Here is a 14258-nt window from a genome sequence, read left to right on the forward strand (position 1 = left end):
ATGAGTAAAAGCCAACCCGTAACGCCGCCCGAGGCGCTGCCAGATGCACCACGCCGCTGGCACAATCCGCTAATGGTGCCGTTAAAAGCGATCTCAACCCGGTTGCGTATCGGCCTTGGCGTGGCTTTCTTTGTGCTGTTCGTCGCGGTGTGGGCGCTGGTGACCTTCAGTGGCATGGTATCGCCAACCTTCCTTGCCGATCCCATCACCATGCTGCAACAGGGCGTGTCACTATTCACCGAATATAACTTTTCGCTGGATATCGGCATGACGGTGATGCGCGTGCTGGCTGGGTTCCTGCTGGCGGCCCTGATCGGGGTGCCGCTGGGCATCATGATGGGCGCGTACAAAATGTGGGAAGCCTTTCTCGAACCCTTCGTCTCCTTCTGCCGTTATCTGCCTGCATCGGCCTTTGTGCCGCTGCTGATCTTGTGGGCCGGTATTGGTGAAATGCAGAAAATCCTCGTCATCTTTATCGGCTCCTTTTTCCAGATTGTATTGATGGTGGCGGTGACCGTCAGCAGCGCGCGGCGTGATTTGGTTGAGGCGGCCTATACGCTGGGCTGTAGCAATCGTTCCATCGTGCGTCGGGTATTGATTCCCGGTGCCGCTCCCGGCATTGCCGAGCTGCTGCGCCTGGTGTTGGGCTGGGCATGGACCTATGTGATCGTTGCTGAGTTGATCGGCTCGGAAAGCGGTATCGGCCATATGATTGTCGACAGCCAGGCGCTGCTGAATACCGGGCAAATTATCTTTGGCATCATCGTGATTGGCTGTATCGGCCTGGTGTCCGATTATTTGTTCAAAGTCGCCAACCGGCGCTTGTTTGCATGGAGTAACCTGTGATGAAACACAGCAAGCTGAATGTGCGCGGGGTGGAACGCGTATTTACCGGGCCGAAAGGCGAACAAACGCTGGCGTTGCAGCCGATTCATTACCAGGTGGAGGAGAATGATTTCATCACCATTCTCGGCCCCTCCGGCTGTGGCAAATCAACGTTGTTGCGCATCATTGCCGGGCTGGATACCCCGACGCGTGGAGAGATCTGGCTTGATGGACAGCCGGTCGATGGCCCCGGTGCTGACCGCGGCATGGTGTTTCAGAGCTATACGCTGTTTCCGTGGCTGACGGTGGAAGAGAACATCCGCTTTGGTCTGCGCGAACGTGGCCTGAGTGCTGCACAGCAAAAGGAGCGTAGCGATTATTATATCCAGCAGGTGGGGCTGCGTGGCTTTGCCCAGCACTATCCACGCCAGCTTTCTGGCGGCATGCAGCAGCGTACCGCCATCGCGCGTGCGCTGGCGAATGACCCGAAAGTGCTGCTGATGGATGAACCCTTTGGTGCCCTGGATAATCAGACGCGGGTGATGATGCAGGAGTTGTTGCTGTCAGTGTGGGAGCAATCGCGCAAGACGGTGCTCTTCGTTACACACGACATCGATGAGGCGATCTTTATGGCAAATAAGGTGGCGATCTTCAGTGCCCGGCCGGGTCGCATCAAACAGGAAGTGGCGGTGAATTTTAACAGTGGCCGTGATTACACCATTAAAACTTCACCGGAGTTTATGACGCTGAAGGCGGAAATTACCGAGTCGATCCGCAGCGAAACATTGCAAACGATGGCGCATTAACGGATTGCGCGATGAATCGCGCCGCTACAAAAACTGGCCTGATCGTAGCGGCGCAATTTATTGCGCGGTTTTAAGCACTTAACTGTTCAACAATCCTGCCCTGTGCCATGCGAACGGCGCGATCGCACATATGATCGATCACGTCAGGATCGTGGCTTACCAGCACCATCGTCAATCCATCATCACGCTTCAGCTCGTTCAGCAGGTTAAGGATCTCCGCCTGCACTGACATATCCAGCGCCGAGGTTGGCTCATCCAGCAGCAGGATCTTCGGCTGGAGCAGCAGGGCGCGCACAATGGCGACGCGCTGACGCTGGCCGCCCGAGAGCTGATGCGGATAGCGATCTGCCAGCGCCGGATCAAGGCCCACATGGCGAAATCCATCGTTGATGCGATCGTCGATATGGTCTTGTTTCAGCATCTTTAACGGCTCGGCCAGGGTGCGACGCAGGCGATGGCGCGGATGCAGCGAAGCGTAGGGATCCTGAAATACCATCTGCACATCACGCCGCAACTGGCCGGTAAAGGGTTTACCCGGTTTCACGGTGGTGCCCGCCAGCGCCATGCTGCCGGACCAGTGCGGGTTGAGTCCGGCCATCACCCACAGCAGTGACGATTTACCGCAGCCAGAGGGACCAACCAGGCCAAAACACTCGCCTGCCTTCACGTTGAGGTTGACGTCATGTACCACGGTGCGCAGTTCGTAGCCCTGCTTATGGGATACGCTCAGGTCGGATAACTCAATCATGGTTCTGCTCCAGGGTGGCACGATCCAGCACCGGTAGTGCTGCGCCGTGGGTGGCCTTGCTCGGACGGCAGGCCCACAGCGTGCGGGTATACGGATGGCTGGCGTTGGACAACTCCGCCGCAGGCAAGGTATCCAGCAGACGGCCTTTATACATCACCATCACCCGCTCGCAATGCTCCGACACCTGTTGCAGATCGTGGCTGATCAGCAGCAGCCCCATGTTGCGTTGTTCCACCAGACGACGAATCAGCGCCAGCACCTGATCACGCATCGCATGATCGAGCGCTGAGGTCGGTTCATCGGCGATCAGCAGCTCGGGATCGGTGATTAAGGCAATCGCCAGCATTACACGCTGGCCCATTCCCCCGGAGAGCTGATGCGGATAACGTTTCATCAGCTGACGGGGATCCGGCAGGCCGACGGCATCGAGCATGTCGCACACTTTCTCTTTGCGCTCGGCGCGGCTCAGACGATGGTGCAGCACCAGCGGTTCCTCCACCTGCCAGCCAATGGTACGCGTTGGGTTGAGGGCGTATTTCGGGTCCTGCATCACCATCGCGACCTTGCTGCCGCGCAGGCGGCTCCAGTCGCGTTCGCGCATCTGCAACGCATCCTGACCCACCACCTGCAGACGATCCGCGTGCAAATGCAGTGACGGTGACAACAGCCCCATCAGGGTGCGGGCGGTGAGGGATTTGCCCGAACCTGACTCACCGACCAGTGCCACGCGTTCGCGCCCGAGCTGAAAGTGGATGTTATCAACCAGCAACGCGTCGTCGCTGCGAATCACCAGCCCCTGAGCATCAATTAACAGATCATTTGGCATGGCGGGTATCCAGTTGGTCACGCAGGCCGTCGCCTGCCAGGTTAAAGGCCAGGCTGGCGAACAAGATGGCAGCACCGGGGGCTGCAGCCACCCACCATTGGTCGAAAATGACTTTGCTGCCTTCGGCCACCATCGATCCCCATTCTGCGGTGGGCGGTTGCACTCCCATGCCGAGGAAGCCGAGACCGGCAGCGGAAAGAATAATGCCGCCGAGACTCAGCGCCGCACGCACCACCGCGGTAGGCAGGCAAAGCGGCAGAATATGGCCGAACATCAGACGCAGGCCGGTGATGCCCTGCATCCGTGCTGCGGCGAGGTAATCACTACGGCGCAGCGCCAGCGTCTCGGCACGCGCCTGACGGGCGAATGGTGGCCAGCTGGTGAGTGCCAGCGCCAGCGCGCCGTTCATCAGACCTGGGCCGAGCATGGCGACAAACGCCAGGGCGATAACCAGATTAGGCAGCGAGAGAAAAATGTCGGTAATGCGCATCAGCACGCGCTCGGTCCAGCCGCCAACATAACCGGCGGTGATGCCGACCAGCAGACCTACAGGGATGGTCAGTACCAGAATCAGCGCCACTAATAGCAGCGTCGGACGGGTGCCATAAATCACGCGAGACAGCAGATCACGACCAAAACCATCGGTGCCAAACCAGTGGGTTGCCGAAGGCGGCAGCAGGCGCATACTGATGGTTTGCACATTCGGATCAAAGGGGGACAGCAGCGGTGCAAACACCGCCATCACCAGCAGAATCACCACCAGCGTTAAACCGATGCTGAGCGAGGTGATGCGACGTCGGCTGCGACGTGGGCGCAGCGTTTCCAGTTCGGAGAGTTGTTGAGTCATCGGGTTCTCGGATCGGTTAACCAGGTCAGGGCGTCGGCCACCGCGTTAAGCAGAATAAAGCAGCTGCCAATCAGCAGGGTCGCGCCGAGAATCGCCGGAACATCGGCGGAGAACAGCGCGTTAGTCATGTAACGACCCACGCCGGGCCAGGCAAAAACGGTTTCCGTCAGCACCGAACCTTCCAGCAGGGTGGCCCAGGAGAGGGCGATAACGGTAATCAGCGTGCCGAGCACGTTGGGAAAGATATGACGCAGCAGAATGCGCGTGCGGCCAGCACCTTTGGCGCGCGCCAGAATCACATACTCCTTGCTGCTCTCCTCCAGCAACGCGGCACGCAGCAGGCGTGTAATCCCGGCCATCACCAGCATGCCAAGAATCACCACCGGCAGCCAGATATGGGCGATCGCATTGCGGAACATCTCAGGATCCCCGGACAGCCAGCTATCAATCAGCACAAAGCCGGTTTTCGGCTCCAGCGTATATATCCAGATATCATCCAGCTGACCCGGTCCGGCGGACCAGTGCAGCACGGCGTAAAACAACAGCAGACCGAGCAGACCGAGCCAGAACACCGGCACGGAATAACCGAGCAGCGAAATAAAACGCGCCACGTTATCGATGATGCTGCCTGGTTTCCAGGCCGCCAGCAGCGCCAGCGCCACACCGAATACCGCCGCAAAAATGATCGAACAGGTCGCCAGCTCAATGGTCGCCGGGAAGGTGCGCATCAGGTCGGCGCTAACCGGTTGATTGGTCAGATGGGACAGGCCGAGATCGCCGTGGGCCAGATGGCTGATATAACGCCAGAACTGCACCAGCACCGGTTGATCGAGACCGAGATCGTGACGCACCTGCGCATAAGTGGCCTCACTGGCGTGATCGCCTGCGATCTGCTGCACCGGATCGACCGGTGACAGGTGCGATAACATAAAGGTAAAGGCCAGCAGGCCGAGCAGCGTCACCAGCAGCGACAGCAGGCTGGTGATTAATCGGCTGGTGCGTTGCCAGAGTGGCCGGGCGAACCCGGCCTGTGGGGCTGATGCCGCCATTACTTGGTAACCTGTGAGTAATACACCATATCCGGGTTGATGCCCTGAACGTAGCCTTGCAGATTGTCGCGCAGCGCAATCAGGTTACGTGCCTGCAGGCCAATCACATAAGGTGAGTTCTTTAGCACTTCACGCTGCATCGCCTGGTACATTTCCACACGCTTGTTGCTGTCGCTCTCGGCGGTGGCTGCCAGCGTTTGCTTGCTCAGCTCTGGGATGTGCCAGTCAGAACGGTAAGCGATGGTTTTGCTGCCATCTTCCGGGTTGTAAGCAAAGGAGGCGGCGTTGGTGTTGGGATCGAAGTAGTCAGCACCCCAGGCATTCAGCGTCGCCTGATACTGGTGCGCTTTAACCTTGGTAGACACTTCAGAACTGAGTCCCGGCTGCACTTCAACCTTCACGCCACCTTTGGCAAAGCTGCCTTGCAACGCCTGTGCGATGTCGAGATACGGCGGCTGATTGCTGGTGGAGAGGGTAAAGCTGACGTTGGTCAGACCGGCCTTCTTCAGAATCGCTTTGGCTTTTTCCGGATCGTAGCTGTACGGGGTATCGTTCAGGGCACCGAGGAAACCTTTTGGCAGGAAGGTCTGATGCACTTCGAACTGGCCTTTCAGCAGGTCGTTGGCGATACCTTTATAGTCGAACAGGTAACGCGCGGCTTCCCACAATGCCGGGTTTTTCAGCACCGGATTGGCACCCACGTTGAACTGGATGTAGTAAAGCGAGGCCATCGGGATGGCTTCAGTTTTCACGCCCGCTTTGCCTTTCAGCGCTGCAATCTGGTCGGCACCGAGATTACGTGCGATATCCACATCACCCTGCTCCAGCAGCAAACGACGCGCAGCCGGTTCCGGTACGTTTTTGATCAGGATGTTCTTCAGCTTCGGCGCGCCAGCCGGAGAGGTGGGGTTAGCCGTCAGCAACACCACTTCGTGTAATACCACTTTGCGGATCTGATAAGGGCCGCTGCCCGCCGAATGGGTGGCAAGCCATGCGTGACCAAAATCGCCATTGGTCGCGTTTGCCTGCGCGGTTTTCTCATCAACGATTGAGGAGACGGGCGCAGATAGCAGGCTCAGCACATAGGCCGGACTCACGTTGGCGCTCCAGCTGATTTGGACATGGTTGTCGTCAACTTTTTTCAGGAAGCTATCAACGTTGTCCTTGTTCCAGCCGAGCTGAGTAAGGATAAAGGAAGGATCGAGGTTTAGCTTCACCACACGGCTCAGTGAGAAGATCACATCTTCCGGACGCAGTGGGTTGCCGCTGGCGAATTTGGCATCTTTACGCAGTTCAAATGTCAGGCTGCGGTTGTCACTGCCTGGCTGCCAGGAGGTTGCCAGGGTGGGTTTCAGGTCGGTCGGATTTTGCGGGTCGGACTGGACCAGGCGTTGGTAAATGTTGGTGAACGCCTGGACTGTCGTCAGCTCAAAGCCCTGAGCCGGGTCAAAGCTGTCGGCATCGTCGGTGGATTGGGCAATCACCAGCGTATCTTTCGGCGTTGCGGCATTAACTGAGAACGCGGCTACCATCGATAACGCCAGCAGGGAGGGGATTATTTTTTTCATGAGAATTCCTTGCCTTAAAAAAGTAACGCGAGTTTACGAAAGCGTTGTAATGAATAATAGTCAATTATCAGATATAGATATGCCTTAAAGTTCTAAGGCTAACCTTATGGTTATAAGCCGGTAAACATGGGGTGAACAGATTTGCGGAACCTTAACATTAGCTCAGGTATGGATCGGTTGAAGTCAGGGGATTTACAACAGAATTTAAACGGAAACCGATGGCAGAATAATTAACTTTACAATACATGTGCCGGGAATATAATGGCCGCAACTTCAAACAGGAGAATTCAGTTGGACAGTCACCCTTATTTAACACAACACAAGGCAAGCTGACGCACGAATTCTTTTGTTGCTGCTTGCCGGAACCGGCAGGTAGCAATCCTCTCTCTTTTCTGACGATTGTTCCCATGCTTTAACTTTTGTACGGGCTACTGCCCAGGGGATAACGTCATGCACATGATTTTACACGCACTTTTCCCTCCACCTCGGTGCGCACACTGATCTTCAGTGTGCTGGTTCTTCCTGCGCATCTGGCGACAGAACGCGGGCATCGACATCGTTGAATATTCATTACTTACTGTCGCAGTGAGCGGGATAACTTATTTTCTCTTCCCGTAAACAGGCATGAATATTTCGTGTGTGTCGTTTTTTTTAATAACGCTTTGCCGTTAATTTATTTCCCAATAATGCATGCCAGACATGCAGGGATATTTATCGCCGTAAAAAAAGAGGAGTGTCACGATGACTGACATGAAACTCAATAAAGAAAAAAGAGCACTGAACATCGCACGTCAGCCGCGTCAGAAAACCCCACGCTATCTGATTGAAGAAGAAGCTGCTTTCACCGCCAGTGAAACCCTGGCTCGGGTGCATAGCGATGCGCAGGGACTGAGTGCCAGTGAAGCTGAAGCGCGTCTGGCGGTATTTGGTCACAATCAGGTGGCACATGATAAAGCGCCACCAGCGCTGGTGCAGCTGTTGCAGGCGTTCAACAATCCATTTATTTATGTCCTGATGGTGCTGGCCGGCGTGAGCTTCTTCACCGATTACTGGATACCGGCACGCCATGGCGAGGAGACCGATCTGACCGGTGTCATCATCATTTTGACGATGGTAACGCTCAGCGGTTTGCTGCGTTTCTGGCAGGAGTTCCGTACTAATAAAGCGGCTCAGGCACTCAAATCTATGGTGCGTACCACCGCGACGGTACTGCGTCGCGAATCGGCACAGCAACCCGCGTGCAAACAGGAAGTGGACATTACCACCCTGGTGCCGGGCGACATCATTTATCTCTCTGCCGGGGATCTGGTGCCTGCCGATGTGCGCCTGCTTGATTCACGCGATCTGTTTATCAGCCAGGCGATTCTGACTGGCGAGTCGCTGCCGGTGGAAAAATATGATGTCACCGGCAACCTCGCCAGCAAAAGCATGGCTTCCAGTGAACAGGGGGCTTCTCTGCTGGAACTGGGTAGCGTGTGTCTGATGGGAACCAACGTCTCCAGCGGTACAGCGAAAGCCGTAGTGGTGGCGACAGGAGAGGAAACCTATTTTGGCAGCCTGGCGAAATCCATCGTTGGCAACCGTACGCAAACGTCGTTTGACCGTGGAGTTAACAGCGTTAGCTGGTTGTTAATCCGTTTTATGCTGGTGATGGTGCCGGTGGTTTTGCTGATTAACGGCCTGACCAAAGGTGACTGGCTGGATGCTGCATTGTTTGCCCTGGCGGTGGCGGTGGGCCTGACACCGGAAATGCTGCCGATGATTGTCAGCTCCAACCTGGCGAAAGGTGCGATCGCCATGTCACGCCGCAAAGTTATCGTGAAACGTCTGAATGCAATTCAGAACCTGGGTGCGATGGATATTCTGTGTACCGATAAAACCGGCACGCTGACCCAGGACAACATTATTCTGGAGCACCATCTTGATTGTGCAGGTGTGGAAAACTCACGCGTACTGATGCTGAGCTGGCTGAATAGCCACTATCAAAGCAGCACGCCCAATCTGATGGACCGCGCCATCCTGCGCTACGGTGAACACCGCGTCAGCAGTGCTGTGGCGGATTACTACAGCAAAGTGGATGAGCTGCCGTTTGATTTCATCCGCCGCCGGGTATCGGTGGTGGTGGCAGACCGTCGTCTTGGTCAGCAGTTGCTGATCTGCAAAGGCGCGGTGGAAGAGATGCTGAGCATTGCCACGGCAGAACGTGAAGGTAAGCTAATCCAGCCATTGGATGCGAATCGTCGTGCGGAACTGCTGGCACTGGCGCATCAGTATAACGAGCAGGGCTTTCGCGTGCTGCTGGTTGCCAGCCGTGTTCTGCCGGAACCCGGCTTACAGCATGCGCTGGGTGTGGCAGATGAGCAGGGGCTGACGATCGAAGGGTTGCTCACCTTCCTCGATCCGCCAAAAGAGAGTGCTGCGAAAGCCATTACTGCGTTGCAGGAAAACGGTGTCAGCGTCAAAGTGCTGACCGGTGATAACCCGGTCGTGACGGCGCGTATCTGCCAGCAGGTCGGTATTGACTGTGGCACCATCGTCACCGGCGATGATATTGCGGCGATGAGTGATGAACAGCTGGCGACAGTAGCCGCGCAGAGTGCGGTATTCGCCAAACTGACGCCATTGCAGAAATCACGCATCCTGCGAGCGCTGCAACAGCAGGATCATACCGTTGGCTTCCTGGGGGACGGTATCAACGATGCACCAGCCCTGCGCGATGCGGATGTGGGGATCTCTGTTGATAGCGCTGCGGATATCGCGAAAGAATCATCTGACATTATCCTGCTGGAAAAAGATCTGATGGTACTGGAAGCGGGTGTGATGAAGGGCCGGGAAACCTTCGGTAACATCATTAAGTATCTGAACATGACCGCCAGCTCTAACTTCGGCAACGTCTTTTCCGTGCTGGTAGCGAGCGCCTTTATACCGTTCCTGCCAATGCTGGCGATACATCTGCTGATTCAGAACCTGATGTATGACGTTTCCCAGCTGGCACTGCCGTGGGACAAAATGGACCGTGAATTCCTGCGTAAACCGCGTAAATGGGATGCGCGTAATATCAAACGTTTCATGTTGTGGATTGGGCCGACCTCTTCCATCTTTGATATCACAACCTTTGCCGTCATGTGGTATGTGTTCGCTGCCAATACTCCGGCAGTACAGTCGCTGTTCCAGTCTGGCTGGTTTGTAGAAGGGTTGCTGTCACAGACGTTGGTGGTGCATATGCTGCGGACACAAAAAATTCCGTTTATTCAGAGCCGTGCGGCATTGCCGGTGTTGCTTGCCACCGGCTGTGTGATGGTGGCGGGGATTTTGCTACCGTTCTCGCCACTCGGCGCGATGGTGGGGCTGGTACCGCTGCCGTGGGCCTACTTCCCGTGGCTGGTCGCGATTCTGCTGGGTTACTGCGTGCTGGCGCAGGGCATGAAAACGTTCTACATCAAACGTTTTGGTCAGTGGTTCTAAAACCAGGGAGGCGATATGCGCAAACTGGATAAGGTGGTGTGCCATCTACTAATCATGATGGCAGTGATCGTACTGTTGACGGTAGTGGTGCGTTAACGGATTTAACGATTTGGGCGGTTATAACAGCAGCGTTTTCCCAGGAAGCGCTGCTTTTTTTTGACCAGAAAACGCAAGGCTTGACACGGGTTTATCGTACGCCGGTACGATGAAAGTCTGTTTTTGGAGTGTTTAATTAGTTTTATGTTATTTTATAGATAATAATTTCTAATTTTGTACGTTGTACGGTATTTTAATGGGCTATACTTGTTCAATTTTAATGAATAAGTCTGTCAGGATGACAGGGTTATGTTTATCTGACCATCGCTCTACCATGCGCTCCAGCATTTCCCCCCAATTGGAGCAAATATGAAAACTATCCTTGTAAAACTGATGATGACCGGTGCGCTGGTCTCCCTGAGTGCTTCGGCGTTGGCTGCCACTGAAATTGCGTCTCCGGGAACGCAGCAGGTGATCGGGCATATCAGTGCCAGCGGTGCCAGCAATCTTGACGATCTGGTTGCAGCGCTCGCTCAAAAAGCTGACCGCGCAGGTGCTCCGGCGTTTCATATCACTTCTGCCAACGGCAAGAACACCTTTTCAGGCAGTGCACAGCTGTTGAAATAAGATGAGTCAGATGATGAGTGTCGGGAAGAGAGCGATGCGCGCTGGCGCTGAGCAGATGCGTGACAACATTTTGCACTGTGCAGCGGCGATTATTCGCCGCGACGGATTACATGCCTGTACCCATCGCGCGGTGGCAACAGATTGTGATATCTCGCCTGGAACCGTCACTTATCATTTTAAAAATCTCGATGAGCTGCATGCGGCGGTCATCGAACGGGCGGTGGAGAATTTTACCCGGCAAACACAAGAGTGGTTTCTCGTGGAAGCAGAAACGGACATCCCACGGCAGCTAACCCGGTTCTTGTTCTGGACGCTGGATGCGCGGGCCAGATTAATTTGTGAGTACGAATTGTTTGTTGCTGCGGTTTCACGCCCTCGTCTGCGGCAGGCAGCAGCGGCATGGATTACCAGTCATCAGCAAATACTGCAACAGCAACTGGCGTTGACTTCGCAGCAGGCAGAAGCTGCGGTAGCGTTCACTGATGCGTGGCTGCTGCGTTCCATTATTCAGGAAGGCAGGCAGCCGGATGCGACGATGGTTCAGCGGTTTTTCACCAGCATTCTGCAGAGCTAGTCTTCATCAGGCTGGTAATACTGCACGCCAATTTCGATGCGTTCCCGACCACTGGCGACGCGATGGCGGTTACTGTCGCGTAATGAATAGATGCAACCACAATATTCCTGCTGATAGAAACGCTCGCGCTTGCTGATTTCGATCATGCGTGCGGAACCCCCACCTTTACGCCAGTTAAATTCCCAATACAGCATATCCGGATAACGTGCGGCGGCACGTACTCCACAATCGTTGATTTGCTGCATATTCTTCCAGCGCGAAATACCCAGTGAGCTGGTGATGACCGGGAAACCATGTTCGTGGGCATATAATGCAGTGCGTTCGAAGCGCATATCAAAACACATGGTGCAGCGCACGCCGCGTTCCGGCTCCCACTCCATACCGCGGGCGCGTTCGAACCAGTTGTCTTTGTCGTAGTCGGCATCGACAAAAGGGACACCAAACTGCTCGGCAAAGCGGATATTTTCTTCCTTCCGCAGTTCGTATTCTTTCAGTGGATGAATGTTTGGGTTGTAAAAGAAAATGGTGTAATCGATACCGGAAGCCAGCATCGCTTCCATTACTTCACCGGAGCAGGGCGCGCAACAGGAATGCAGCAGCACTTTGTTGTGACCGTTTGGTAGGGGAAGTGGCTGGCGGATGAAGGTGTCAGACATAAGCGTGTTTAATGGTTTTTGAAGGAAAACAGCAGTGTAAGGGCTATGCAGCCAGGAAGCAAAGAATGGGGTTTGTTAAGATAAAGAAAAGGCCGCATTTGCGGCCTCTGAGTTAACTTATTCGGTGACTTTTTTCTTCACGTCGCTGGCACCTTCTTTGGTTTTGTTCCAGCCTTTCTGAGCACCTTCTTTGGTGGCATCCCAACCTTTTTCAGTCCCTTCTTTGGTTTTATTCCAGGCCTTTTGTGTGCCTTCGCTCGCCTTGCTACTCAGGCTATCGCTTTTACCTTCAGCAGCATGTTTAGACTTGAGCTTCAGTTCAGACCCTTCATCCTGAGCCTGATGCAGTTTCTCTTTTGCGGTATTCGCGCCTGCCTGTGCATTGGCTACGGTTTCATCGGTTGCATGTGTGGTAGCGGCAAAAGCCGACGAAGCCAGCAGAAATGCTGATAAAGCGATAATTGTCTTTTTCATGAATATTCCCTCATCAAAGTCATTAATGTTCTGACCGTAGTTAACAATGGCACGCTCAGTAACATCTGGCTTTAGGAATAAACTGTAAATGAATCATCGTGTTCTGACCGGCTTTATTTTTACTACTGGCGATTTCAGGGCATTTTGCCAGTAAATTTGCCATGCCGTACCAGCCACTGATACCAGCAAAAAGCAGACCCGCGCCGACAAAACCGGATAGTAAAAAGAATCCCTGATGCAGATTATACCCCGCAATAACCCCCACCAGAACCACCGTTCCGGCAGTGATCTGCACCTGTCGCATCAGGGGGAGAGGCTGTCTGGCGTTTTTTACTATCGGAAGACCCGCTTGTTTCCAGGCATTGATCCCACCCTCAAGCAGGACGAATTCGCCACCATCGACGGTTTTTGCCAGCGCTGCTCTGTTCTGTTGGGTACGCGAGCCTACCTGACAATGAAAAATCACGGGACTCTGTGCTGGGAAGGTGTACAGCGTGTTGCCAGACTGTATCTCACTCAGAGGCCATGGAATAGCTCCGGGGATGTGCTTGCGGCGAAACTCATCTTTTTCGCGAATATCAACAATCACGGCCCCTTTTCCCTGAGTTGGTTGATTTCATTGGGTGAAGCTGTGGCGTGGCTCATCATGTATTCTCCGGGCAGAAAATCGCTTTTAAGGTCGCTACCAGCTTTTGTACTGATTCATCTTTAATAGAATAATTAACGCGCTGCGCCTGTCTCTCGCTCTCAATGAGGTTTTCCGCCCTCATGCGGGCAAGGTGCTGGCCATGCAGCATAAAAAAGGGCTGATGACAGCCCTTAAATTAGGCTGCGATGTTAAGTTTGGTCGCGGACATCAGCTGAGCTACCATTCTGCTGAACGGATCTGATGCCATTTTGTGCGGCTTGCTTAGTGGAGTACATTTCGCTGGTGGCGATAGTTTCGCCATTGCTTGCCTTCAACACAAAATAATACTTCTGGTTCTGTACGGTTTTGGTACTTTTCTTGAGAATGTAATAGCCCATGAGATATCTCCTTATTGAATCCCGGAGCCTCTTGCCCCGGCGACTTAATATTCCTCATGGATAAATATTGATCAATTCATCTTTCTCATGATTTTAGGACGTCGTTCACTTCCTTCTCTGTAGCTAGCAGGAGTTACAGACACAAAAAAGCCCGCAAGGCTTACGCTGTGCGGGCTTTCAGGACTTCTGCGGATGGCTCTGGAACCATCTTTGAAGAATTTTGGTGGGCTGGCGGAGTCTGAATTTTTCTCGCAATTGATTGTTATTTATTGTTTTTATCGAATTCATCTTTCTTTTGTATACCTAAGCGTATACCAATTCAGTTAGGTAACTTTTTATTAGGCTGTATTTATTACAAGTTACTGCATCATTGAAATAGCCGCTTTAATGTACTCATACTGAGGTTTAAACCTCGACATATGTCGAATGCAAATGACAGGAACGGTTTGGGCTTTGAACTTCCCAATGAAGCCAAAGGTTGTGTAGTAACCATTGGGATGGGAATACTTCAGGGTATCTTTGTTTCCAAAATGCTTCAGTAACAGACTCGCAGCGGAGGGAGATGACAGTCCATTGCTATGTGCAATAATCAAATCCGGATTACATAAAGGCAGTGTTACTTCTTCAAAGAAAGACATTGAACTTTTTATCAGCCCTTCCATTGTCTGGTTATGCTCAATTGCTTCTTTTTGTAGTGATGCCGCGTTTACGGAGCACATCATTAAAGCATT

The 14258-nt window shown here is 53.8% G+C and carries 13 protein-coding genes and 3 pseudogenes; 5 read left to right on the forward strand and 11 right to left on the reverse strand.

The genetic code is table 11. The annotated features are described in order from the left end of the window. Positions 1–846 (forward strand): ABC transporter permease, encoded by an 846-nt coding sequence (locus PW844_RS06705; protein WP_299449661.1) that lies wholly within the window; start codon positions 1–3, stop codon positions 844–846. Continuing rightward, positions 846–1631 carry an ABC transporter ATP-binding protein gene (locus PW844_RS06710; protein WP_084876386.1) on the forward strand — a complete coding sequence of 262 codons (786 nt, stop codon included), beginning with the start codon at positions 846–848 and terminating at the stop codon, positions 1629–1631. The genes PW844_RS06705 and PW844_RS06710 overlap by 1 nt, the downstream gene beginning before the upstream one ends. A gap of 70 nt (positions 1632–1701) precedes the next feature. On the opposite strand, the gene PW844_RS06715 is transcribed toward PW844_RS06710, so the two are convergent. The 5 genes from PW844_RS06715 to PW844_RS06735 are packed head-to-tail and all read right to left on the reverse strand — an operon-like array spanning position 1702 to position 6669. After that, complete coding sequence (locus tag PW844_RS06715; RefSeq protein ID WP_299449662.1) at positions 1702–2379, reverse strand: ABC transporter ATP-binding protein; 678 nt, start codon at positions 2377–2379, stop codon at positions 1702–1704. After that, a complete protein-coding gene (locus PW844_RS06720) occupies positions 2372–3205 on the reverse strand; it encodes an ABC transporter ATP-binding protein (protein WP_299449663.1) in 834 nt (277 codons plus the stop codon). The genes PW844_RS06715 and PW844_RS06720 overlap by 8 nt, the downstream gene beginning before the upstream one ends. Next, on the reverse strand, positions 3195–4052 hold the full coding sequence (locus PW844_RS06725; RefSeq protein ID WP_084876383.1) for an ABC transporter permease: 858 nt from the start codon (positions 4050–4052) through the stop codon (positions 3195–3197). The genes PW844_RS06720 and PW844_RS06725 overlap by 11 nt, the downstream gene beginning before the upstream one ends. Next, positions 4049–5101: an ABC transporter permease gene (locus PW844_RS06730; protein ID WP_299449664.1), complete on the reverse strand. Its 1053-nt coding sequence runs from the start codon at positions 5099–5101 to the stop codon at positions 4049–4051. Before PW844_RS06730 ends, PW844_RS06725 begins: the two co-directional genes overlap by 4 nt. Then, on the reverse strand, positions 5101–6669 hold the full coding sequence (locus PW844_RS06735) for an ABC transporter substrate-binding protein (RefSeq protein WP_299449665.1): 1569 nt from the start codon (positions 6667–6669) through the stop codon (positions 5101–5103). The genes PW844_RS06730 and PW844_RS06735 overlap by 1 nt, the downstream gene beginning before the upstream one ends. Positions 6670–7410: 741 nt before the next feature. Between PW844_RS06735 and mgtA the strand changes: the two genes are divergently transcribed. The 3 genes from mgtA to PW844_RS06750 all read left to right on the forward strand — a co-directional run bounded on the left by mgtA (position 7411) and on the right by PW844_RS06750 (position 11371). Beyond that, complete coding sequence (gene mgtA / locus PW844_RS06740) at positions 7411–10134, forward strand: magnesium-translocating P-type ATPase (protein WP_299449666.1); 2724 nt, start codon at positions 7411–7413, stop codon at positions 10132–10134. Between the two features lie 405 nt (positions 10135–10539). Then, a complete protein-coding gene (locus PW844_RS06745) occupies positions 10540–10797 on the forward strand; it encodes a DUF1471 domain-containing protein (RefSeq protein ID WP_299449667.1) in 258 nt (85 codons plus the stop codon). A 1-nt stretch (position 10798) separates the two neighbouring features. After that, the gene (locus PW844_RS06750) at positions 10799–11371 is read left to right on the forward strand and encodes a TetR/AcrR family transcriptional regulator (protein WP_299449668.1); all 573 of its coding nucleotides are present in this window, start codon (positions 10799–10801) and stop codon (positions 11369–11371) included. Here PW844_RS06750 and PW844_RS06755 read toward each other — a convergent pair. The 6 genes and pseudogenes from PW844_RS06755 to PW844_RS06780 all read right to left on the reverse strand — a co-directional run. Next, a complete protein-coding gene (locus tag PW844_RS06755; protein ID WP_084876377.1) occupies positions 11368–12027 on the reverse strand; it encodes an epoxyqueuosine reductase QueH in 660 nt (219 codons plus the stop codon). The two genes, PW844_RS06750 and PW844_RS06755, sit on opposite strands and share 4 nt — an antisense overlap. Positions 12028–12144: 117 nt before the next feature. Continuing rightward, positions 12145–12501, reverse strand: coding sequence for a hypothetical protein (locus PW844_RS06760; RefSeq protein WP_299449669.1), 357 nt, complete (start codon positions 12499–12501; stop codon positions 12145–12147). A gap of 145 nt (positions 12502–12646) precedes the next feature. After that, positions 12647–13146, reverse strand: a pseudogene (locus PW844_RS06765) (rhodanese-like domain-containing protein); the annotation flags it as partial. After that, positions 13146–13286: pseudogene (locus PW844_RS06770) on the reverse strand (ArsR/SmtB family transcription factor); the annotation flags it as partial. The pseudogenes PW844_RS06770 and PW844_RS06765, both read right to left, overlap by 1 nt. 52 nt (positions 13287–13338) lie before the next feature. Next, positions 13339–13527, reverse strand: coding sequence for a YegP family protein (locus PW844_RS06775; protein ID WP_299449670.1), 189 nt, complete (start codon positions 13525–13527; stop codon positions 13339–13341). Positions 13528–13886: 359 nt separating this feature from the next. After that, positions 13887–14258, reverse strand: a pseudogene (locus tag PW844_RS06780) (hypothetical protein); the annotation flags it as partial.

The organism is Pantoea sp. (assembly GCF_028283705.1).
Taxonomy (GTDB): Bacteria; Pseudomonadota; Gammaproteobacteria; order Enterobacterales; family Enterobacteriaceae; genus Pantoea.